Annotated in this window: 23 protein-coding genes; 13 read left to right on the top strand and 10 right to left on the bottom strand. The window is 66.6% G+C overall.

Going from position 1 to position 20,841, the window contains the following annotated elements; translation table 11 throughout:
• Positions 1-14: 14 nt before the first annotated feature.
• The 7 genes from ASD55_RS17320 to ASD55_RS17290 all read left to right on the top strand — a co-directional run bounded on the left by ASD55_RS17320 (position 15) and on the right by ASD55_RS17290 (position 5,477).
• Positions 15-962, top strand: a complete 948-nt coding sequence (locus tag ASD55_RS17320) for a serine/threonine protein kinase (protein ID WP_056768207.1) — start codon at positions 15-17, stop codon at positions 960-962.
• A 26-nt stretch (positions 963-988) separates the two neighbouring features.
• Positions 989-1,483 carry a hypothetical protein gene (locus ASD55_RS17315; protein ID WP_157599049.1) on the top strand — a complete coding sequence of 165 codons (495 nt, stop codon included), beginning with the start codon at positions 989-991 and terminating at the stop codon, positions 1,481-1,483.
• Between the two features lie 78 nt (positions 1,484-1,561).
• Positions 1,562-2,101 carry a DUF1190 domain-containing protein gene (locus tag ASD55_RS17310; protein ID WP_007806646.1) on the top strand — a complete coding sequence of 180 codons (540 nt, stop codon included), beginning with the start codon at positions 1,562-1,564 and terminating at the stop codon, positions 2,099-2,101.
• The gene (locus ASD55_RS17305) at positions 2,101-3,279 is read left to right on the top strand and encodes a glutathionylspermidine synthase family protein (RefSeq protein ID WP_056768197.1); all 1,179 of its coding nucleotides are present in this window, start codon (positions 2,101-2,103) and stop codon (positions 3,277-3,279) included. The genes ASD55_RS17310 and ASD55_RS17305 overlap by 1 nt, the downstream gene beginning before the upstream one ends.
• A gap of 28 nt (positions 3,280-3,307) precedes the next feature.
• Positions 3,308-3,742: a hypothetical protein gene (locus tag ASD55_RS17300; protein WP_007806653.1), complete on the top strand. Its 435-nt coding sequence runs from the start codon at positions 3,308-3,310 to the stop codon at positions 3,740-3,742.
• A 174-nt stretch (positions 3,743-3,916) separates the two neighbouring features.
• Positions 3,917-4,252, top strand: a complete 336-nt coding sequence (locus ASD55_RS17295; RefSeq protein ID WP_056768196.1) for a VOC family protein — start codon at positions 3,917-3,919, stop codon at positions 4,250-4,252.
• Between the two features lie 52 nt (positions 4,253-4,304).
• Complete coding sequence (locus tag ASD55_RS17290; RefSeq protein ID WP_056768195.1) at positions 4,305-5,477, top strand: class I SAM-dependent rRNA methyltransferase; 1,173 nt, start codon at positions 4,305-4,307, stop codon at positions 5,475-5,477.
• A gap of 19 nt (positions 5,478-5,496) precedes the next feature.
• On the opposite strand, the gene ASD55_RS17285 is transcribed toward ASD55_RS17290, so the two are convergent.
• Positions 5,497-6,690: an FAD-dependent oxidoreductase gene (locus ASD55_RS17285; protein ID WP_056768194.1), complete on the bottom strand. Its 1,194-nt coding sequence runs from the start codon at positions 6,688-6,690 to the stop codon at positions 5,497-5,499.
• A 123-nt stretch (positions 6,691-6,813) separates the two neighbouring features.
• Here ASD55_RS17285 and rmuC point away from each other — a divergent pair, with 123 nt between their 5' ends.
• On the top strand, positions 6,814-8,256 hold the full coding sequence (gene rmuC / locus ASD55_RS17280) for a DNA recombination protein RmuC (protein ID WP_056768193.1): 1,443 nt from the start codon (positions 6,814-6,816) through the stop codon (positions 8,254-8,256).
• A 28-nt stretch (positions 8,257-8,284) separates the two neighbouring features.
• On the opposite strand, the gene ASD55_RS17275 is transcribed toward rmuC, so the two are convergent.
• Both ASD55_RS17275 and ASD55_RS17270 read right to left on the bottom strand, forming a co-directional pair.
• Positions 8,285-8,497, bottom strand: a complete 213-nt coding sequence (locus ASD55_RS17275; protein ID WP_056768190.1) for a helix-turn-helix transcriptional regulator — start codon at positions 8,495-8,497, stop codon at positions 8,285-8,287.
• Entirely contained in the window at positions 8,494-9,138 is a 645-nt protein-coding gene (locus tag ASD55_RS17270) for a hypothetical protein (RefSeq protein WP_157599048.1), read from the bottom strand. Before ASD55_RS17270 ends, ASD55_RS17275 begins: the two co-directional genes overlap by 4 nt.
• A gap of 165 nt (positions 9,139-9,303) precedes the next feature.
• Between ASD55_RS17270 and folE the strand changes: the two genes are divergently transcribed.
• Both folE and ASD55_RS17260 read left to right on the top strand, forming a co-directional pair.
• Positions 9,304-9,906 (top strand): GTP cyclohydrolase I FolE, encoded by a 603-nt coding sequence (gene folE / locus ASD55_RS17265; RefSeq protein WP_056717997.1) that lies wholly within the window; start codon positions 9,304-9,306, stop codon positions 9,904-9,906.
• 8 nt (positions 9,907-9,914) lie between these two features.
• Positions 9,915-10,238, top strand: a complete 324-nt coding sequence (locus ASD55_RS17260; protein ID WP_056768186.1) for a hypothetical protein — start codon at positions 9,915-9,917, stop codon at positions 10,236-10,238.
• A 50-nt stretch (positions 10,239-10,288) separates the two neighbouring features.
• On the opposite strand, the gene ASD55_RS17255 is transcribed toward ASD55_RS17260, so the two are convergent.
• From ASD55_RS17255 to ASD55_RS17225, 7 genes are read right to left on the bottom strand one after another with little or no spacing between them, the layout of a single operon-like run.
• Positions 10,289-11,494, bottom strand: a complete 1,206-nt coding sequence (locus tag ASD55_RS17255) for an ABC transporter permease (RefSeq protein WP_056768184.1) — start codon at positions 11,492-11,494, stop codon at positions 10,289-10,291.
• Positions 11,491-12,225: an ATP-binding cassette domain-containing protein gene (locus ASD55_RS17250; RefSeq protein WP_056717994.1), complete on the bottom strand. Its 735-nt coding sequence runs from the start codon at positions 12,223-12,225 to the stop codon at positions 11,491-11,493. Before ASD55_RS17250 ends, ASD55_RS17255 begins: the two co-directional genes overlap by 4 nt.
• Positions 12,222-13,781, bottom strand: a complete 1,560-nt coding sequence (locus ASD55_RS17245) for an alpha/beta hydrolase (RefSeq protein WP_056768182.1) — start codon at positions 13,779-13,781, stop codon at positions 12,222-12,224. Before ASD55_RS17245 ends, ASD55_RS17250 begins: the two co-directional genes overlap by 4 nt.
• 9 nt (positions 13,782-13,790) lie before the next feature.
• Positions 13,791-13,985 carry a helix-turn-helix transcriptional regulator gene (locus ASD55_RS17240; protein WP_007806678.1) on the bottom strand — a complete coding sequence of 65 codons (195 nt, stop codon included), beginning with the start codon at positions 13,983-13,985 and terminating at the stop codon, positions 13,791-13,793.
• On the bottom strand, positions 13,978-14,388 hold the full coding sequence (locus ASD55_RS17235; protein ID WP_056768181.1) for a hypothetical protein: 411 nt from the start codon (positions 14,386-14,388) through the stop codon (positions 13,978-13,980). The genes ASD55_RS17240 and ASD55_RS17235 overlap by 8 nt, the downstream gene beginning before the upstream one ends.
• 43 nt (positions 14,389-14,431) lie before the next feature.
• Positions 14,432-15,052 carry a hypothetical protein gene (locus tag ASD55_RS17230; RefSeq protein WP_056768177.1) on the bottom strand — a complete coding sequence of 207 codons (621 nt, stop codon included), beginning with the start codon at positions 15,050-15,052 and terminating at the stop codon, positions 14,432-14,434.
• A gap of 9 nt (positions 15,053-15,061) precedes the next feature.
• The gene (locus ASD55_RS17225) at positions 15,062-15,979 is read right to left on the bottom strand and encodes an alpha/beta hydrolase (RefSeq protein ID WP_056768175.1); all 918 of its coding nucleotides are present in this window, start codon (positions 15,977-15,979) and stop codon (positions 15,062-15,064) included.
• 478 nt (positions 15,980-16,457) lie between these two features.
• Here ASD55_RS17225 and ASD55_RS17220 point away from each other — a divergent pair, with 478 nt between their 5' ends.
• The 3 genes from ASD55_RS17220 to ASD55_RS17210 all read left to right on the top strand — a co-directional run bounded on the left by ASD55_RS17220 (position 16,458) and on the right by ASD55_RS17210 (position 20,693).
• Positions 16,458-17,000, top strand: coding sequence for a fimbrial protein (locus ASD55_RS17220; protein WP_056717989.1), 543 nt, complete (start codon positions 16,458-16,460; stop codon positions 16,998-17,000).
• A gap of 91 nt (positions 17,001-17,091) precedes the next feature.
• Entirely contained in the window at positions 17,092-17,835 is a 744-nt protein-coding gene (locus tag ASD55_RS17215) for a molecular chaperone (RefSeq protein WP_056768173.1), read from the top strand.
• A gap of 104 nt (positions 17,836-17,939) precedes the next feature.
• Complete coding sequence (locus ASD55_RS17210; protein WP_235577868.1) at positions 17,940-20,693, top strand: fimbria/pilus outer membrane usher protein; 2,754 nt, start codon at positions 17,940-17,942, stop codon at positions 20,691-20,693.
• Positions 20,694-20,841: the final 148 nt, after the last annotated feature.

Here is a 20,841-nt window from a genome sequence, read left to right as displayed (position 1 = left end):
AGGCGCGTTTCCTGATGGCGGCTGCGCCGTATGACAGCCTCACGCCCGATCTCGTGCTCGACGCCGTGAGCGCCTGCGGGCTGTGGCCGGACGGCCGCCTGCTGGCGCTGAACAGCTACGAGAACCGGGTGTGGCAGGTCGGCATCGAGGACGCCGCTCCGGTGATCGCGAAGTTCTACCGGCCGGACCGCTGGAGCGATGCGGCGATCATCGAGGAACACGCCTTCGCGCAGGAACTGGCCGACGCCGAACTGCCCGCGGTGGCGCCGCTGTTGTTCGACGGTCGCAGCCTGCTGCATCACGGCGGCTTCCGCTACGCGCTGACCCCGCGCCGGGGCGGTCGCGCGCCGGAACTGGAAGCGGTCGACCAGCTGCAGTGGCTGGGTCGGCTGATCGCGCGCATGCATCTGATCGGCGCCCGCGCGCCGTTCGAACATCGCGGCAGACTCGACCAGGACACGATGGTGCAGCAGCCGATGCATGCGGTACTCGGCTCGTCGCTGCTGCCGACCGGCCTGCAGACCAACTACCGCGCCGCCGCGACCCGGCTGGACGCGGCGATCGGCGCGCGCATGGAGGCGCTCGGCCCGCTGCGTCAGTTGCGCCTGCATGGCGACTGCCATCCGGGCAACGTGCTGTGGACCGAGGCCGGCCCGCACTTCGTCGACTTCGACGACGCCCGCAGCGGCCCCGCCGTGCAGGACCTGTGGATGCTGGCCAGCGACGAACGCACGATGGAGGCGCTGCTCGAGGGCTACCAGCAGTTCCGCGATTTCGACCACGGCGAACTGGCGCTGATCCCCGCCCTGCGCGCGATGCGCCAAGTGCATTACGCCGGCTGGATCGCCGCGCGCTGGCACGATCCGGCCTTCCCCATCGCGTTTCCGTTCGCCGCCGAATCACGCTGGTGGGAGCAGCACATCGCCGACCTGCACGAGCTGGCGGACGAACTCGGCGCGTGATGGAATGGCGGCAGGGGGAAACTGCCATGACGAAGATCCACGGAACACACTGGATGGTGCGGGCCACCTGCATCACGCTGGGCGCCGGCGCCGTGCTCGGCATCATCAACGGCTTCAATGCGATGGGCTCCACGGCATCGGGCTCACCCGTGATGTGCGCCGTCGCCGTGCTGATCTACCTGGCCATCGGCGCCGCAGCGGTGGGACTCTGGTTCGGCGAGGACCTTGGGCTGCAGGCGACGCGCCTGCTGCTGCTCGTGCAGATTCCCCTGGCTCAGTCGGCCAGCTTCAGCTACCTCTTCTACACCGGCGCGCTCGGCGTGCTGTACGGCGGCAGCAAATTCGGCCTGCAAGGCCTGGTGGGGTCTTTGTTCGCGCTGGGCATCCACCCCGGCAGTGCTTCGAATGGTGACTACATCGTCGGCGTGAACCTGCTGGCGATCGCGATGCTGGTGATACTCGGCCGTGTCGACCTGCTGCCATCCGCGTCGCCACCGCCACTGCCGCAATCGCCGTCCTGACGGCGACCACCTCGCAAGAACTTTCATCCGGGCGCCCGAACAGGCATGCTTGAGCGGATACCCTGGCCGAGCATCCCCATGAAACGATCCCGCACCGCCGCCCTGCTGCTGATGGGCACGGCTCCGCTGCTGCTGACCGCCTGCGACCGCAACGAGGCGCGCGAAGGCCTGTACACCTCGGTCGAGGCCTGCGTGGCGCAGACCAATGACAGCAGCACCTGCAACCAGGCCTTCGCCAAGGCCGAGCAGGAAGCGGTGGCCACCGCGCCGCGCTTCGCCAACCGCGAGGAATGCGAGGCCAGCTACGGCAAGGAAAAGTGCGCCGAGCGCAGCGACGGCAACAACCATTCGTTCTTCGGCCCGCTGATGACCGGCTTCTTCCTGTCGCAGATGATGCGCAACGGCGTGGCCGCCAACGGCTTCAACAGCGCCCCCGCGTTCCGCGACAGCAACGGCGGCTGGCAACGGCCGGCGGCGGGCGGCGCCAGCGGCGGCGTCTATCGTGGCGGCACCGCGGGCACCGGCATGGTGCCGATCAACGCCACGCCGAATCGCGCGGTCACCACCAGCCGCTCCGGCTTCGGCCGCTCCAGCGGCAGTCGCGGTTTCGGCAGCTGATGCGCCGCATCGCGCTGGCCGAGCGCCCCGACTGGCGCGCCAGGGCCGCGGACTGCGGTTTCGGTTTCCACACCATCGACGACGCGCCGTACTGGGACGAGTCCGCGTACTACGCCTTCAGCCTGCGCGAGATCGAGCACGACATCGAGTCGCCCACCGAAGAACTGCACGCGATGGCGCTGGACATGGTCGAGCGCATCGTGGGCAGCGAGCAGCTCATGCAGCAGTTGGCGATACCCGAGCCGTACCGCGACTGGATCGCGCAAAGCTGGCGCGAGCGTCAGCCGCATTTGTACGGGCGCATGGACTTTGCCTACGACGGCAGCGGCCCGGCCAAACTCTACGAACTGAACTACGACACGCCGACCTCGCTGTTCGAGGCCGCGTTCTTCCAGTGGCAATGGCTGGAGGACCAGCTCGGGCGCGCCCAGCTGCCGGCTGGCAGCGACCAGTTCAACTCGATCCAGGAATCGCTGGTGGAAGCGTTCGGCACCATCGCGCGCGGCATCGCGCGACCGTTCCATTTCGCCGCCGTGCGCGACTCGAACGAGGATCAGGGCACCATCGCCTACCTGCGCGACTGCGCGCTGCAGGCCGGCATCGAGTGCGGCACGCTGGCGATCGAGGACATCGGCATCTCCGAGGACGGCCGCTTCACCGACCTCGACGACCAGGTGATCGGCTGCCTGTTCAAGCTGTACCCGCTGGAAGACCTGTTCCGCGAAACGTTCGGCCCGTACCTGCCGCGCTCCGGGCTGCAGCTGATCGAACCGCCGTGGAAGGCGCTGCTCAGCAACAAGGGCATCCTGCCGCTACTGTGGGATGCGCATCGCGGCCACCCGAACCTGCTGCCAGCCGAGTTCGACGAAGGCGGCGCGCTGCCGCGCGGCTGGGTGCGCAAGCCGCTGCATTCGCGCGAGGGCGCCAACATCGCGATGCACCTGGACGACGGCCGCGAACTGCGCACCGACGGCCCGTATGACGGCCCGTGCATCCGCCAGGCCTGCCATCCGCTGACCGCGTTCGACGGCCACTATCCGCTGATCGGCAGCTGGGTGGTCGGCGACCGCGCCTGCGGCATCGGCATTCGCGAAGATGCTTCGTTGGTCACCCAGGACAGCGCCCGCTTCGTGCCGCATGCCATCGTCGAGGAAGCGCGCGGCGTGCTGATCGCCTAAGCTTGCATTTTTTCCAACCGGGCTTCGCATGCGCACTGTTCTATTCCGCCTGATCGGCGTCCTCGAAATCGCCGGCGGCTTCTACGGGGTGGCGGCGATGCTGCACCGGCTGTTGCCGTTCGGCGCCCACGACAGCCTGATCGCCCTGCTCGGCCTGGCGCTGTACGGTTTCGTGCTGGCCGCCGGCATCCAGCTGGTCGCCGGCAGCGAGCAGGGCGTGCGGATGTCGCGCTGGGCGCAGCTGCTGCAGCTGCCGCTGATCGCCCTGCCCGTGTTCAGTTACGGCCTGCACTGCGGTGCCTTCGTCAACGTGTTCGCCACGCTGCAGTCGACGCCGCGGCTGGGCATCGACTGGCACCTCGGCTCACAGGGTTTCCTGCTGGCGATCGCCGGGCCGTCGGTGTCGCGGATCGGCATCAACCTGCTGGCGCTGCTGTCGTGGCTGGTGCTGCGACTGCGCTGAGGGGTTATGTTTCAACCTCTCAGCCCGGCCATGGACGGCCGGTCGCGGAGCAGTCACGCAGGTGACTGATTCGCGTGAGCACGTCCGGGCACGTACCGGACGTGCGATAGAAGAAAACCACAGGAAGTGGTTTTCTTCACAGGTGCTGACCTGTTCAACCCCGGAGAGTCCGCGATGGCGCGTCCCAATTACATCGAACTGCCGGCCAGCGACATCGCGGCGTCCAAGGCGTTCTACAGCCAGGCCTTCGGCTGGGAGCTGACGGACTTCGGTCCCAGCTACGCGGCGACCATGACCGGCGACGTGGACGTCGGCCTGCAGGGCGACCCCACCGAAGCCACCCGCGCGCCGCTACCGGTGATCGCGGTGGACGACCTCGAAGCCGCCCTGCTCGCGGTGACGGCCGCCGGCGCCAGCATCGTGCGCCCGATCTTCGCCTTCCCCGGCGGGCGGCGCTTCCAGTTCCTCGACCCGCACGGCAACGAACTGGCGGTGGTCCAGGCCGACTGAGCATTCGCCGTCGCAGGGCGGCCGGCGCCCGGCCACCAGCTATCATGGGCGGATGAATACTCCCGCCGCGCTACCCGTCATCCGCCTGAAATCCGACCGCAGCCCCGGCCATCCGTGGGTGTGGTCGGCACAGATCTACAAGCCCGAGTCGAAACTGCCGCCGGGCAGCGTGGTCGAGGTACAGGACGCGAAGGGCCGCTTCGTGGGCCGCGCGTTCTGGAACGGCCACGCGCGCATCGCGCTGCGCCTGCTCGACACCGATCCGCAGGCCGCGATCGACGCCGACTGGATTGCCGCGCGCATCGGCCGCGCCGTGCAGCTGCGCCGCGACTGGCTGCAGCTCGATGCGGTCAGCGACGCGTGGCGCGTGGTGCACAGCGAAGGCGACGACCTTTCGGGCCTGATCGTCGACCGCTACGCCAACGTCATCGTGGTCGAATACTTCGCCGCCGGCATGTGGAAGTTCCGCGAGGCGATCCACGCGGCCCTGCTCGCGCATTTCCCCGGCGCGCAGTTGTACTGGTTCGCCGAATCGCACGTGCAGAAGCAGGAATCGTTCGACTGCCGCAGCCCCGACGTGCCCGCCGCGTTCGAGGTGCACGAACACGGCCTGCGCTTCCACGCGGCGCCGGGTTCCGGCCACAAGACCGGCTTCTTCGCCGACCAGCGCGACAACCGCAAGCGCTTCGCCGAACTGGCGAAAGGCCGCCGCGTGCTCGACCTGTGCTGCAACGCCGGCGGCTTCGCGGTGCACGCGATGGCGGCCGGTGCGCGCGAGGCGGTCGGCGTGGACCTGGACGCCGGCATCCTCGACGTCGCCCGGGCCAATGCCGAGGCCAACAACGTCGCGGTGAGCTTCGAGCAGTCCGACATCTTCGACTGGGTGCGTGCGGCGGTGACCCGCGGCGAGCGCTACGACGCGGTGATCCTCGACCCGGCCAAGCTCACCCGCGACCGCAGCAAGGTGATGGACGCGCTGAAGAAATACTTCGCGATGAACCGCATGGCGCTGGACATCATTCCGCCCGGCGGCCTGCTGCTGACCTGCTCGTGCACCGGCCTGGTCGGCGAAGGCGAGTTCCTGGAAATGCTGCGCCGGGTCGCGCTCAACGCCGGCCGCACGATCCAGGTGCTGGAAGTGCGCGGCGCCGGCGCCGATCATCCGTTCCGCACCGACGTGCCGGAAGGCCGTTACCTGAAGGCGGTGTTCTGCCGGGTGGATTGAGGCTGCCTCCGTACGGGGGTCAGGCGCTGCGCGGCAGGCGCCCGCGCAGCGAGGCGGCATCGAACGGGCCAGGCTCGGCGATCAGCTCGCGCGCGGCGCCGACCTGGTCCCAGGTGTTCCACAACAGCACGCCGCGCACGCGACCGCCGTCGAGGTAGTACACCACGCCTTCGCGATACGGCTCACGCCAGTCCTCGACCACCTGAAGCCGCGTATCGAGCAGGCCGACGGCTTCGTAACCCAGGTCGAACAGATCCGAGTAGAAGAACGGCTGGACCACGTAATCTTCCGCCACGCCGGCCATTGCGCGTCCCGCATGCCGGCCCATGCCGATCGCGGCATCCTCGTGCTCCACGCGCATCCGGCGATCAAGCGCGACACTGTGGAAATTGGCCACGTCGCCGGCGGCCCAGATGTCCGCATCGCTGCTGCGCAGTTGCGCATCGACCACGATGCCGTTGTCGACGGTGAGCCCGGCCTGCTCGGCCAGCGCGGTGTTCGGCGTCACGCCGAGGCCGGCCACCGCCGCCTCCACCCGCAACACCTCGCCGTCGGACAGGCTCAGCTCCACGCCGCCGTCGGTCCTGCTGCCACCGATGACCCGAACGCCGCTGCGCACATCCACGCCACGGCTGCGGTAGTAGTCGTCGAGATAGTGCGCCAACCCATCGGGATAGCGGCCCGCGCCGATCGTCTCGCCGGGAAACAGCAGGCTCACCTTGCAGCCGATGCTGCATAGCGAGGCCGCCAGCTCGCAGCCGATGAAGCCGCCGCCGATCACGGCGATGTAGGCGCCGGGTCGGGCGTAGCGGCGCAGCGCTTCGTAGTCGGCCAGCGTGCGGTAGTGGATCAGCCTTTCGCCGCCATCGACCGGCAGCAGGCGCGGCGTGGCGCCGGTGGCCAGCAGCAGCCGGCGATAGCGATAGCTGTCGCTCCGGTCGTCGCGGGCCACGTGGGCGACGCGATCCAGTGAGGCAATGCGCCGCCCCGGATGCAGTGTCGTTCCGCTCCCTGCGGTGGCCAGGTCGATGTCCGCGAGCGACTTGTCGCCCTTCCACATCGCCTTGCTCAGCGGCGGCCGCTGGTAGGGTGGCGCGGGATCGTCGCCCACGATGCCGACGTTCGCTGCGCCGTCGACCTCGCGGATGGCCTTGGCAGCGGCGTCGGCGGCCATGCCGCCGCCGATGATCAGGTAATCGTGGACATGTTCCATGACGTTCTCCCGGGCTGAACCTCCGCCCATGATGCACCGCCCCGGCGACGGCGACATGAATCCGGGCGCAGCCAATGAGACCGCTCGACGTACACTGGATGCATTGCTCCGGGAAAACGTTCCATGCCGCTCAATGAAACCCTGCTGATTGTCCTCGTGATCCTCGCCGCGCTGGTGTTGCTGCTGCAGGTGGCGCTGCTGCTGCGCGGCCGCGGCGATCCCGGCCTCGCAGCCAAGCTGGACACGCTGAAGGACGACAGCGCCCGCGTCGAACGCACCGTGCGCGAGGAACAGCGCGCCGGCCGCGAGGAATTGCAGCAGGGCTTCGACCGCTTCCGCGGCCACCTGGGCGAACAGCTCAACGGCATGTCGCAGCAACAGTCCGAGCGCATCGACGGCTTCGGCCAGCGGCTGACCCTGCTCACCGAACGCACCGACAACGGCCTGCAGTCATTGACCCAGCGACTGATCGAGGACGCGCGCAAGGGCCGCGAGGAAATCGCCACCACCCTCAACCGGCTGGGCGAACAACAGCAACAGCGCCTGGCCGCGCTCACCGCCGACAACGAAAAGCGCATGGGCGAGATGCGCGCCACGCTGGAAGCCAAGCTTGGCGCGATCCAGCAGGACAACGCGGCGAAACTCGAACAGATGCGCGCCACCGTGGACGAAAAGCTGCACGCCACGCTGGAAACCCGCCTGGGCGAATCGTTCAAGCTGGTGTCCGAGCGGCTCGAAGCGGTGCAGCGCGGGCTGGGCGAAATGCAGAACCTGGCCACCGGCGTGGGCGACCTGAAACGCGTGCTGACCAACGTGAAGAAGCGGGGCATCTTCGGCGAAGTGCAGCTGGGCGCCCTGCTGGAAGATATGCTCACCGCCGAGCAGTACGCGTCCAACGTGATCACCGTGCCGGGCAGCAACGACCGCGTCGAGTTCGCGATCCGCATGCCGGGCCAGGACGAGGGCGAACACGTCTACCTGCCGATCGACGCGAAGTTTCCGGTGGAGGACTACCAGCGCCTGCTCGACGCCCAGGAAGCCTCCGATGCCGATGCCGCGCAGGCCGCCGGCCGCGCGCTGGAACTGCGCGTGCGCGAGGAGGCCAAGCGCATCCACGGCAAATACGTGGCGCCGCCGCACACCACCGATTTTGCCGTGCTGTACCTGCCCACCGAGGGCCTCTACGCCGAGGTGATCCGTCGCCCCGGCCTGTTCGAGAACCTGCAGCGTGACCACCGGATCACCGTGGCCGGTCCGACCACGCTCAGCGCCCTGCTCAACAGCCTGCAGATGGGCTTCCGCACGCTGGCGATCGCCAAGCGCAGCAGCGAGGTGTGGAAGATCCTCGGCGCGGTGAAGAACGAGTTCGGCAAGTTCGGCGTGGTGCTGGAAAAGACCCGCAAGCAACTCGACGCAGCCCGCAACAGCATCGACAGCGCCGGCCAGCGCACCCGCGCGATCGAGCGCAAGCTGCGCGACGTGGAATCGCTGTCCGGCGACAGCCCGTTGCTGCTGGATGATGTTCCCGCGCTGGATGACGGTGGTGACGACGCCACCGCGCCGTAGGACGAATGCGCCTACGGACAGACGGCGCTCACCGTTTCCACTGGAACACGTCTTCCACGCCCGCGCCGAACACGCGGGCGATGCGGAACGCCAGCTCCAGCGAGGGCGCGTACTTGCCCGCCTCCAGCGCGATCACCGTCTGCCGGGTGATGCCGCAGGCATCGGCAAGGGCCTGCTGGGTCATCTCGCCATGCTCGAAGCGCAGCTTGCGGATCAGGTTGTCGATCGGCGTGCCGGTCATGCGCCGCGCCGGTCGTGCCAGTAGGTGATGCCCGTCACCGCGTACTCGAGCAGGCAGGAGCCGATCAGGCCGGCCATCAGCAGGTTGGACATCGCCATCGGCCTTGCCCAGGCCAGATGATCCAGCGGCGAGAACGCGAACATCACCGCCAGCGCCAGCACGAAGACCGACAGCCCCCCGCGTGCCCAGCCGCTGGCGCGCGCCTCGATCTGGCGATCGCGCTCGTCGGCCTCCACGGTGTCGCGCCAGCGCTTGCGCAACACCTGCATCATCACCAGCCACGCGACCACCAGCCAGCCGACGTGCCGGCCGATCGCCGAGGCCTCCGGCGCCATCGAGCCATCCGCGGCGACCATCTGCGAGCCGCGCAGGGCGTAGTAGGCGAGGATGGCCGCGGTGAAGATCACGCCGATCCAGGCGCGCTGTTCGCCGGGGGACACCGTCGCCATCGACTCATCCGTCTTCGCCGCGGCCGCCGATTCGCGCATGGTCGACCACAGCAGGTACCAGACCAGCCATGCCGCCCCCAGCACGGCCACGCCACCAGGCCAGCCCAGGTCGATGTCCGGCAGCACGAACAGCACATAGAACGCGAGAACCGACAGCGGGATCAGCACCGCATAACGCAGGGATCGAGGCATGATGTCTACTCCATTGGACGTTATGTACGTTATACATTACATATTGTCCTGTCAACATGACCTTCAGCGGAGCAGCTTGCACCGGCCCGGCATCGGAACGAGCGCTGCACAGACGCCACTGGACACGGACGCTAAACTGGTACGTCCGCATACCGAGGCCTTCGCATGAGCGACCAGCGCAACCCGAACGATGTCAGCCAGGAACAAGCCGAGGAGGCGGTGCGCACCCTGCTGCGCTGGGCCGGCGAAGACCCCACGCGCGAAGGCCTGCTCGACACGCCCAAGCGGGTGGTGAAGGCTTACGGCGACTGGTTTTCCGGCTACGCCGAGGATCCGGCCGACTTCCTCAAGCGCACCTTCAAGGAGGTCGAGGGCTACGACGAGATGGTGGTGCTGCGCGACATCGAGTTCGAGAGCCATTGCGAGCACCACATGGCGCCGATCATCGGCCGCGCCCACGTCGGCTACCTGCCGACCAACCGCGTGGTCGGCATCAGCAAGCTGGCGCGCGTGGTCGACGGTTACGCGCGGCGCTTCCAGGTGCAGGAAAAACTCACCGCGGAAATCGCCCACTGCATCCAGGAAACCCTGCAACCGGCTGGCGTGGCCGTGGTGATCGACGCCAGCCACGAGTGCATGACCACCCGCGGCGTGCACAAGCGCGGCGTGTCGATGGTGACCAGCCAGATGCTGGGCACCTTCCGCGAGGACGCCAGGACGCGCGCCGAGTTCCTGCAATTCATCGGCATCCACGGCGGCCGCCGCTGAACACGCGGGTGGTCGCTGCCGCCGCGGCCCTGCTGCTGGCATCGACGGCGACCCATGCCCAGTCCAGCCGCGAGGAGTACCTGCGGCGCTTCGACGGCAACGGCGACGGCCGGGTCAGCGCGGCGGAATACGTGGCCTACATGAGCCAGGGTTTTCGCAACATGGACAGCAACGGCGACGGCATCATCGAAACCGATGAACTGCCCAGTGGCCGCGGCCAGCCGATCACGCTGCAGGAAAACCGCGACAACCTGCGCCGCCAGTTCCACAAGCTGGACCGCAACCGCGACGGTTACCTCAACGCCCACGAACTGACCGCGCCACCCGGATAATGCCCCACCCCTGCGTGCAGGGGAGGGGCCGGGGTGGGGTCGCCCCTGGCTCAGGCCGAGATCGCCAGCTTCTCGGAGCGATACAGCTGCGCGGTCACCAGCACCGCGAGCAGGGCCGCCGCCAGGCTGCCGGCCAGGCACAGGCCGAGCTGTTCGCCGGTGACACCATCGCCGCGCAGCAACTGCATGATGCCCAGGTTCTGCCCCAGCAGCGGGATCGCGTACATCCACGCCTGCGCCTTGATCGGCATGAACGACAGCAGCGCACTGGGAATGATCGGCACCAGCATCAGCAGCGAGATGTAGGTCTGCGCCTCGCGATAGCTCTTGGCAAACGCCGCCACCAGTGACTGCAGCGCGGACAGCAGCAGCACCAGCGGCAGCATCAGCAGCAGCACGTAGGTGGCGAAGTGCAGGCCAAGGTCCAGCTCCATGCCGATCTTCTCGGCGGGGATGAAGCGGCCGACCACGGCGAAGCCCAGCAAGGTGATCAGCAGGCTCGCGGTGGAGAACGCGCAGATCGCCGCCAGCTTGCCGCACAGGATCTTCCAGCGCGCCACCGGGTTGGCGAACAGCGGTTCCAGCGATTGCCGCTCGCGCTCGCCGGCGGTGAGGTCGATCGCCAGGTACATGCCGCCCATGAAGATGGTGATCACGAAGAAGTACGGCAGCATCGCGAACATCAGCACCGCGCGCGACTGCGGCGTGGCCTGGTCGCGCTTGGCCACCTGCAGCGGCCACGCGGTGCCGGGTGACATCCCCCGCGCGACCAGTCGCATCGCACCCTGTTGCCGCGCATAGTTCTCGACCAGGTCGCTGACCCGCTCCACCGACGTGTTCGCGTCACGCCGCGAGGAGTCGTAGAACAGCTCCACCTGCACCGGCTCGCCCTTGCGCCAGGCCTTGCCGTAGTCGGGGGCGATGCGCAGCACCACGTCGGCGTCCTGCTTGCGAACGGTCTGCGCGGGATCGGCCACCGCCGCGCCCGGCACCACGCCGCCGGCCTTCAGCGCATCGATCAGGTTGGGCGCATACCCGGCGCCCAGCACCGGCACCGGCAGCGGCTTCTCGGCCTTGTCCAGTTCGCGGTTGAGGGTGAGGTTGATCAGCATCACGAACAGCAGCGGCCCCAGCAGGGGGCCGGTGAGGAAGGCGCTCATCAGGGTGCGGCGGTCGCGCAGGTTTTCCTTCACCTCCTTCAGGAACACGGTGAGGAAGGCGCTGCTGCGCCGGATTTTCGTGGACATGTCGTTCATGCGGCGAGACCCTCTTCGCTGCCGATGATCTTCACGAAGGCATCCTCCAGGTTGTCCTCGCCGGTCTGGGCGCGCAGCGCGTCCGGCGTTTCGTCGGCCACCACGCGGCCGTGTGCGATCACCACGATGCGGTCACACAAGGCGCCCACCTCCTGCATGATGTGGCTGGAAAACAGCACGCAACGCCCCTCCTCCTTCAGCCGCGTCATGAACTGGCGCAGCGCACGGGTGGCCATCACGTCGAGGCCGTTGGTGGGTTCGTCGAGGATGACGTTGCGCGGGTCGTGCACCAGCGCGCGGGCGATCGCGGTCTTCACCCGCTGGCCCTGCGAGAAACCCTCGGTGCGGCGGTCGGCGATGTCGCCCATCTCCAGCGCCTTGACCAGGGCTTCGCGCCGGCTCGCCAGCAGTTCTTCGGGCAGACCGTGCAGGCGGCCGAAGTAGTCGATGTTCTCGCGCGCACTGAGCCGCTTGTACAGCCCGCGCGCATCCGGCAGCACGCCGAGCTGGCGACGCACGGCCAGCGGGTCGGCCGCCGCATCGATGCCATCCACCAGCACCTGGCCACGATCCGGCGCCATCAGCGTGTACAGCATGCGCAGCGTGGTGGTCTTGCCGGCGCCGTTGGGGCCGAGCAGGCCGGTGATCTCGCCGTCGCGGGCAGTGAAACTGACGCCGTCGACGGCCTTCACCGCGCCGAACGCCTTGTGCAAATCCCTTACCTCGATCATGGGGTCGCTCCGTTGAAGTCGATGAAGATCGGCGTCGGCTGCAACCGGTCCAGGCAACTCGCGTCCAGCGTCTTCGGGTCGAGCTTCTCGATGAAATGCTGGATCAGCTGCGGCGTGCAGCCGGTCGCCATGACACTGTGCGCCTGGCCCTTGAGGGTCAGCACCCGCGCGTTCGGCAGGCCCTTGGCCACTTCCTCGGCGTAGCGCGGCGGGGTCACCGGGTCGTACTGGCCGGCCAGCAGCAAGACCGGCTTGTCGGTCTTCAGCGGCGCATGGAAATCGGCCGGGCGCGTGCCTTTCGGCCACACCGAACACACCGCCTTCAGCGCGTCGACCATGCGCGTGCCGAGGATGGTCTGCGCATCCTGCGGGCGCACGGCCAGCAGGTCGGCGTCCTCGCTGCAGATCACCGAATACTGCATGCCGCTGCCCATCAACTCCGACAGTTCGCCGGACAGCAGCTTGGCCTGGCCCAGCAGCGGACCCACGTCGCCATGCGCCGCCGCGTCGATCGACAGCGGCAACAGCGCAGCGGTGGCTGGCGTGTAAGCGAACATGCGCACCACGCTGGCCAGCGAGTCCTCGTCCAGCATCTGCTTGACCGTCTGGTAGTTCTGCGGATCGCGAAAACTGACCTGGTGCGGATTGGCCCGCAACGCGTCGCGCAGCTGGTACAGGGTCTGGTCCGGATCGCCGAACTGCTTCTTGCAGGCCGGCTCGGCGGTGCAGCGGGCGAACTGCGCCTTCAGCGCGTCGTCCAGGTTGCGGGCGAAGTCCTCGCCCAGGGCCAGCGAATTCGGCACGGCGCTGTCCAGCACCACGCTGCGCACCGATTGCGGGAAGCGCATCAGGTACTGCTGCGCCATCCGCGTGCCGTACGACACCCCGAGCAGGTCGAACTGCGGCGAACCGATGGCCTTGCGCACGTCCTCCAGATCCTGTGCCGCGATCGTCGTGGTGTAGTAGCGCGGATCGGCGCGACCGGCCAGCAGCTTCAGGCACTGCGCCGCCGCTGCGCGCAGCTTGTCGGCGTCGAAGGTGCTGTCGTCCGGCGTGGTCGTGGCGGCGGACTCCTTGCAGCTGAGTGCGTTGGAGCCGCCGGTGCCACGCTGGTCGAGCAGCAGCACGTGGCGATGGGCCAGCAGCGGCTTCAGCACCGTCGCCACCTGGCCCGCTGAATCGGTGGCCGCCTGTCCCGGGCCACCGGCAAGAAAGGCCAGCATGTCGGGACTGGCCACCTGCGCCCGCGAACGCAGCACGGCCAGCTTCAGCTTGATCGTGCGGCTGTGCGGATCGGCCCGGTTTTCCGGCACGGGGAAGTCCGCGCACCAGGCCGCCGTGCTCAGGCCGCTGTTCGGCGCGGCAAGCTCGCACGCGGTCAGGGTCAGGCTGCCGAGTTTCCAGGTGGCGGCCGGAGCGGGTGCGACGGCTGCAGTCGAGGCCGAAGCCGGCGCAGGTGGCGCCGGGTCCTTCTCACGATGATGGGCGACGCGGTTGGCCGAGATGATCGCCACCGCGACGGCGACCATCACGCCCATGCGTTTTCCGGGTTTCATGCTCACGTATCATTCCCCAGGTTCAAAAATGGATTCGATCGTTTGCCCGAACAGACGGGCAATCTTGAAGGCCAGCGGCAAACTCGGATCGTACTTGCCGGTCTCGATGGCGTTGACGGTTTGGCGCGAAACGTCCAGCCGCTCGGCCAGGTCGGCCTGCGACCAGGCCTGCGCGCCGCGCAGTTCACGCACATGGTTATTCATGACTGCGATAGCGCCACAGCACCAGCAACTTGGCGATGCCGAAGCTGGCGAACAGGCACGGCATCACCCAGATGGCAACCACCTGTCCCGACACCGACCAGCCCACGTTGGCGCCCATCAGCAGGCCGAAACTGAAGAAGCCGAAGCCGGTGGCCATGGCGGAGATCGCGAACGCCTCCAGGTCGATGCGCCGCTCCAGTTCATCCTGGTCGCGAACCACGCGAACCATCGCGCGGATGGCCAGCAGGATGGGCAACAGAGGCAGCAAGGCCAGCACGACGCGCCAGGTGACACTGTCGACCCGAGCCGATACCAGCACCGAAAGGAAGATCAGCACGACATACGCGGCCATGGCCGGCAGGAATTCGCGCAGATAACGCTTGTGCACTTCACGCATGGCCATCAGACATGTCCCCCGTTTGATGGTGTCCTCGACGACGCGGGATTCATCCCTGCCTCCGGTCATCTGCCAGCGCCGCCTTCTGCCGACGGTGACGGATCAGCTGCAGCACGGCAAAAGCGATGAATGCCGCTGCCATCCCTGCGAACACACCCCACAACTGATCGTCGTTCTTCACGTAGGCAAAGACGGCCACCACCGCCATCAGCACGGCGATCAGCAAGGCACGCACGTAACCGGGAATGCCCGAATCGCCGGCGCAGGCAAACATGTCGCCGCCATAGCGCCGGACCAGCAGCGACCGGGTGATTCCGTAACTGGCCATCATCAGCGGGAACACCCAGATCAGGATCGATCCGTCGATGGCGAGCACGTGCGCCGCCGCCAGAAAGCCGCCGACCAGGCTGAGCGCCGCCGTAAGCATCGTGGCCACGCCCAGCGCCACCAGGTGCATGCGCTGCTCCAGTTCGTCGCTCTCGCGGATACGGCGGGCCATCAGCATGAACAGGTAGAGCATCGGCAGCACCGGCGCCAACGCCAGCAAGCCTTTGGCCGCCCAGCCCTCCACCGTGCGTGCCAATGGCCATACCAGCAACAGCAGCACGATGTAGACACTCATGCTGAGCAGGGTCTGCCACTGGTAGCTCTTGTTCGAAAGACGGGTCATCACGTGGCCTCAAAGCGACTTCAGGAAAACGTCCAGTGCCTGCTGAAACTTCGCTGGCTGGTCGAGCATCACGAAATGCCGCGACGGCGAGATCGAGACCACCTTCGCCTTCGGCGCATCGGCCAGCAGCGACTGGTAGTACGCCGCCTTCTGCGCCTCGCTCATCATCATCGGTGGCTGGCTGAAGTCAGATGCGTTGTATGGCGAGATCTCCAGGATCGGCACGTTCGCGTTCTTCAGCGCCGCGCGTCCGTCGAAGGCGAGATCCTCGGCCATGTACTGCGCGCTGGCCTTGATGTCGCTGCGCGCATTCATCGGCGCGTAGCGCGCGGCCAGCTGCGGATCGATCACGCCGATCTTCTGCATGTAGCCCAGCGACTGCGCCTGGAACTGCTCCGGCGTCACCGCCGACATCTGCTGCTGCATCTGCGCCGCCATCGCCTTGCGCTGCTCCGCGCTCACCCGCTCCATGCCGGGAAAAATCGGCAGTCCATCCACCGCCACCACGCCCGAGATCAGTGCCGGATGCTCGCCGGCAAAGCGCAGCGCCAGCGTGCCGCCCAGGCTGTGGCCGACCAGCACAGGCTTGTCGATCTTCCGCTGTTCGATCAACTGCTCCAGCGACGCATCCGCCCGATCGAACAGGTTGCCGCCGTCAGCCGGCGCCGGCACGCCATCAAAACCCGCCAGCGTCACCGCGTACACCACGTGATCCTTCTGCAACTGCTCGATCGTCCGCTGCCACACCCACGGCCCACCCTGCAGCCCGGGGACCAGGATCACCGCACGACCATGGTCGCCATGACGCTCGACCTTCAGCGTGCCGACCGTGCTACCTGCCGGTGACTGCGCCAGCGCCACCGGCGCACCGGTCAGCAGCGCCAGTGCCAGCACCGGGAAAATCCAGCGACGCGATCCTTTTTTCATGGCGATATCTCCTCGGAAATGATGTCAAGCAACCTTGACAAATCCAGAGTAAGGAGTCCGCCCACAAAATGTCAAGCGACCTTGACTAAACTTCTCAAACCGGTGGCGGCAAGGTCGGAACGCCGTGAAAAACTTCCGACATCGCCACCATCAATTGGTGACCAAGTTCGCACTTTCTGGTGCCAAATTTTGTCAGGGAATCCTGACAACTGGCCGAAATTCGTTGGCCTGCCTCATTCCGTCCATCGTCGAGGCCTGCCTCGCAGCCCAAGTAATCGTTTACGCGATAACATGGCACGCATGTTGCTTGAGGCGTGTTGGTCACGGCGAAATTCGCGACTGACACTTCGTCCGGGGGGACGCAAGACGTTGGCCCAGGCGAATCCCGCAGTACTGAATCCTGCAGATCGCAGATTCCGTCTCATCGTCCATCCCAAGTTCAAGTCAAACCCAACCGCTACCCACCAAGGAAACTGCAATGAACAAGACCCTGCTTTCCAGCGCCCTGGTTGCCGTCATGGCTGCCGTCGCTTTTGCCCCGAGCGCCCAGGCGACCGACGGCACCATCAATTTCACCGGCGCCGTCACGGGCTCCACCTGCACCGTCCAGATCAACGGCGCCGCTGGTCCGGCCACCGTCACCTTGCCGACCGTCTCGACCACTGCGCTCTCCGCCTCAGGCGCCACCGCCGGCCAGACCGCATTCAAGATCAACCTGTCCGGCTGCGCCGGTTCGCCGACCGCCACCAAGGCCTCGACCTTCTTCGAGAACGGCCCGACCGTGAATGCCGCTGGCCGCCTGGCCAACACCGGCACTGCCACCGGCGTCGATGTGCAGCTGGTCAACAGCGACAACAGCGTGATTACCGCCGGCAGCGCCGCTCCGACCACGGGCGCCGGCGTGGCCACGATCACCGCCAACGCCGCCACCCTGAACTACTACGCCCGCTACTACGCCACCGCCGCCGCCACCGCCGGCACCGTGGCCAGCAGCGTGCAGTTCTCGGTGATCTACCAGTAATACCGCAACACCACGTGGGCACCGCGACCGGCCACGCCGCGTCGCGGTGCCACGCCAGGATTCCTGTCCAGCAATCGCCTGAGGCTGCCCCGTGAAAAATTCCATCCACGCCCTGGCTGTGGCGTTGCTGCTGTTTTGCCTGAGCGTTGCCACTGCCCAGGCAAACGTCGTCATCGGCGGAACGCGAGTGGTGTTTCCCGCTCAGGACGGCGAAGTCACGGTCCGATTGACCAACGACAACGATATGCCTGCCCTGGTCGAGGCCTGGATCGACAGCGGGGACGAACATTCCACGCCGGACAAGGTCAACACGCCGTTCCTGATCACGCCACCCATCTTTCGGATGGATCCGCACAGGGACCAGAGCCTGCGCATCATCGCGACCGCGGCACCGTTGCCGACCGATCGCGAGTCACTGTTCTGGCTCAATGTGCTGGAAATCCCACCCAAGCCCAGCGGCAAGGCATTTGCCGGCAAGAACCTGCTGCAATTCGCGATTCGTTCGCGCCTCAAGCTTTTTTATCGCCCCGCTCGTCTTGCTGGCGATCCAGCCAAGGCACCTTCGCTGGTGACCTGGACGAGCGCGCCCGATGGACAAGGCTACGCACTGGAAGTGCACAACCCCACGCCCTATCACGTCACCATCGTGCAGGCCACGATCCTGGTCGACGGCAAATCCTATGTCAGCGATTCCGGCATGGTCGATCCATTCGGCAAGCTTGCGCTGAAGTTCAAGAATCTTGCCGCGAAGCCCGTGGCCGGTACGACGGTCACCTATGACATCGTCAATGACTACGGCGCCACCACGTCGCTCAAGGGCAGCGTGGCACCGTGAAGGCAAGGCACACCACTGACCGGGCGATGCCATCGCACCGGCATGGGGTGTGCCGGCAGGCATTGCTGAGCGCGGCGATCACGCTGGTACTTGGCGCCTGGAGCATGTCGACTCTGGCTGCCTCGGCCAATGCAACAGCAGCGGTGGATGCGGCCGGCGGGGCGATCGCCGGTCCTGTCGCGACCGGTGCCGACTCCACCAGCAACGTTGCGGACGCCGGAACCACCAGTGATGGTGAGGCCGACATGGCGTTTTCGTTCGATCGCAGCATGCTGTCCGGCGCGGGCAGCAACACCACCGACCTTTCCCGTTTCGAGCATGGCAATCCGGTGTTGCCCGGCTCGTACAACGTCGACATCTATCTCAACAACAACTGGGCAGGCAGGCGCGATGTGCGCTTTGCATCAGCGGCACCCGATGCCAGTGCAGCACCATGCGTCGATCGTCAACTGCTCGCCCTCTTGGGATTGCATCCGGCCAATCTGTCCAGCGAACTCGTCAAGGCGCTGGCGGACCCTGTCACCTGCGTCAGCATTGGCGACCTGATCCCCGGGGCGTCGATGAGCTTCGACATGGGCAATCTGCGCCTGGATACCAGCGTGCCGCAGGCTTACCTGCAGCAGCGCGCGCGCGGCTATGTCAGCCCGGAATACTGGGATGAGGGTGTGCCGGCGGCACTGCTCAACTACAACTTCAACAGCTACCGCAGCAGCAGTCACGGGCAGACGCAGACCACCTCCTATCTGGGCCTGAATGCCGGCTTCAACCTCGGCGCCTGGCATTTCCGTCAGGACTCGACCGTCAACTGGCAATCCGCCACCGCCGGCATGCGTGCGCGCAAACGCTGGCAGAACATCGACAGCTACGTGCGCCGTGATCTGCCGTCGCTGGGCGCACAGGTGACGATCGGCGACAGTTACACCGATGGCCAGGTCTTCGACAGCTTCGGCATTCGCGGTGTGCAGTTGGCCACTGATGACCGCATGCTGCCCGACTCGCTGCGCGGCTATGCGCCGGTGGTGCGCGGCGTGGCCAACACCAACGCCAAAGTCACCGTGACCCAGAACGGCGTGCAGCTCTACCAGACCACGGTGGCACCGGGACCGTTCGTGATCAACGACCTGTATCCGACCGGCTACGGCGGCAACCTGGACGTGACCGTAACCGAAGCTGACGGCCGCACGCATACGTTCGCCGTGCCGTATGCGTCGGTCGCGCAGTTGTTGCGCCCCGGCACCACGCGTTTCGACGTGGCCGCCGGTCAATTGCGCAACACGGCCTTGCTGAACTCGCCGAACGTGTTGCACGCCACCGTGCAGCACGGCTTCAACAACCTGCTGACCGGCTATGCCGGTATCGAGGGGTCCCGGGGATATGCCGCGCTCCTGCTGGGCAGTGCCATCAACACGCGCTACGGTGCCTTCGCTCTCGATGTCACCCAGGCGCGCACGGCCATTCCCGGTTTCGGCAGCCACTCCGGGCACAGCATGCGCCTGAGCTACAGCAAGATCCTGCCCGACACCCAGACCTCGCTGACGGTTGCCGCCTACCGCTACTCCACCAGCGGCTTCCTGAGCCTGACTGATGCGGCACTGGCTCGCGATTATGCGCGCCGTGGACTGGATGCCTTCAGCTACGCCGCGCCGACGAATGTCACCCTGATCGACGGCATGCCTCTGCAAACCGTGCTGACCCCGGCGCAGCAGGCGGCACTGGCCGGCCACAGCTACGACCCGGTGATCAATCCGACCGGGCTGCAGCGGCAACGCAACCGTTTCCAGCTCAGCATGAACCAGCGCCTCGGCATGCGCGGCGGCTCGCTGTATGCCAACGTATCGGCCAGCGACTACTGGAACCGCACCGGCAACGATACGCAGTTCCAGGTGGGCTACAGCAATTCGTACCATCGACTGAACTACGGCATCTCGGCGACCCGCACCCGCGACGCACTGGGCCGCTACGACAACGAGTACTTCGCCACCTTCAGCCTGCCACTAGGTGGCAGCGCACACGCACCCAGCCTGATGCTCAACCTGGCCCATGACAGCAGCGGCGACAACCGGGATCAGGCCATGCTGAACGGGTCGCTCGGTGCGGACAATCAATTCAACTATGGTGCCACCGTCGCGCACAACAGCGGCAACGACGCCGGCGGCAGCAGCGGCAGCGTCAACCTCGGCTACCGCAGCCCTTACGCCATATTCAATGCCAGCGCCGGTACCGGCAGCGGCTATTCGCAGGCATCGCTGGGCATGAGCGGCGCTGTCGTGGCCCACCCCGGCGGCATCACCTTCGGCCAACCGATCGGCGATACCGTGGGCATCGTCTACGTGCCCGGCGCCGCCGGCGCACGACTCGACAACGCCGCCGGCGCGCGAGTGGACCACTTCGGCTATGCCATCGTGCCCTACCTCACGCCCTACAGCCTTAACACCATCCAGGTAGACCCCAAAGGCCTGCCGCTGAACGTGCAACTGGACGCCACCAGCACTCAGGTGGCGCCGCACGCCGGCGCGGTGGTGATGATGAAATTCAAGACCGAAAATGGCCGCACCATCCTCGTGCGCGCACGCCTTGCTAGCGGCGACACGCTGCCGTTCGGCGCGCAGGTCTTCAATGCCGAGGGAGCCGCGCTCGGGGTGGTCGGGCAGGCGGGGCAGATTCTTGTTCGTGGCGTCGACCCGGCCGGCACGCTGACCGCGCGCTGGCAAGATGATAGCGGGACAGCGCAATCGTGCTCGTTCCACTATCAAGTCGAGCCGCATGGCAAGGGGCGCCACTTGAGAAATTATCAGGGGGTCAACGCAACATGCAGCCCAGCCACCGTAATTAGCGCTACAAGCAGGGAAGGCACTTAAGGCATTTGCTGAGCATGAACGCCCATGAACCGACAGACTGGCAAGAGGAATACCAGGTTACTGAGTTGGCTTTTTCAACCATCTTTTTGATGCTGATGAAGCCTGACCATGTTAAATGAAGCGGGCTTCGCTTCCGGCGATTTTATGT

Origin of the sequence: Rhodanobacter sp. Root561, assembly GCF_001427365.1 — a bacterium.
In the GTDB taxonomy this organism is placed as follows: Bacteria; Pseudomonadota; Gammaproteobacteria; order Xanthomonadales; family Rhodanobacteraceae; genus Rhodanobacter.
Note: the sequence above shows the minus strand (reverse complement) of the source record. Positions and strands in the feature narration are given on the sequence as shown.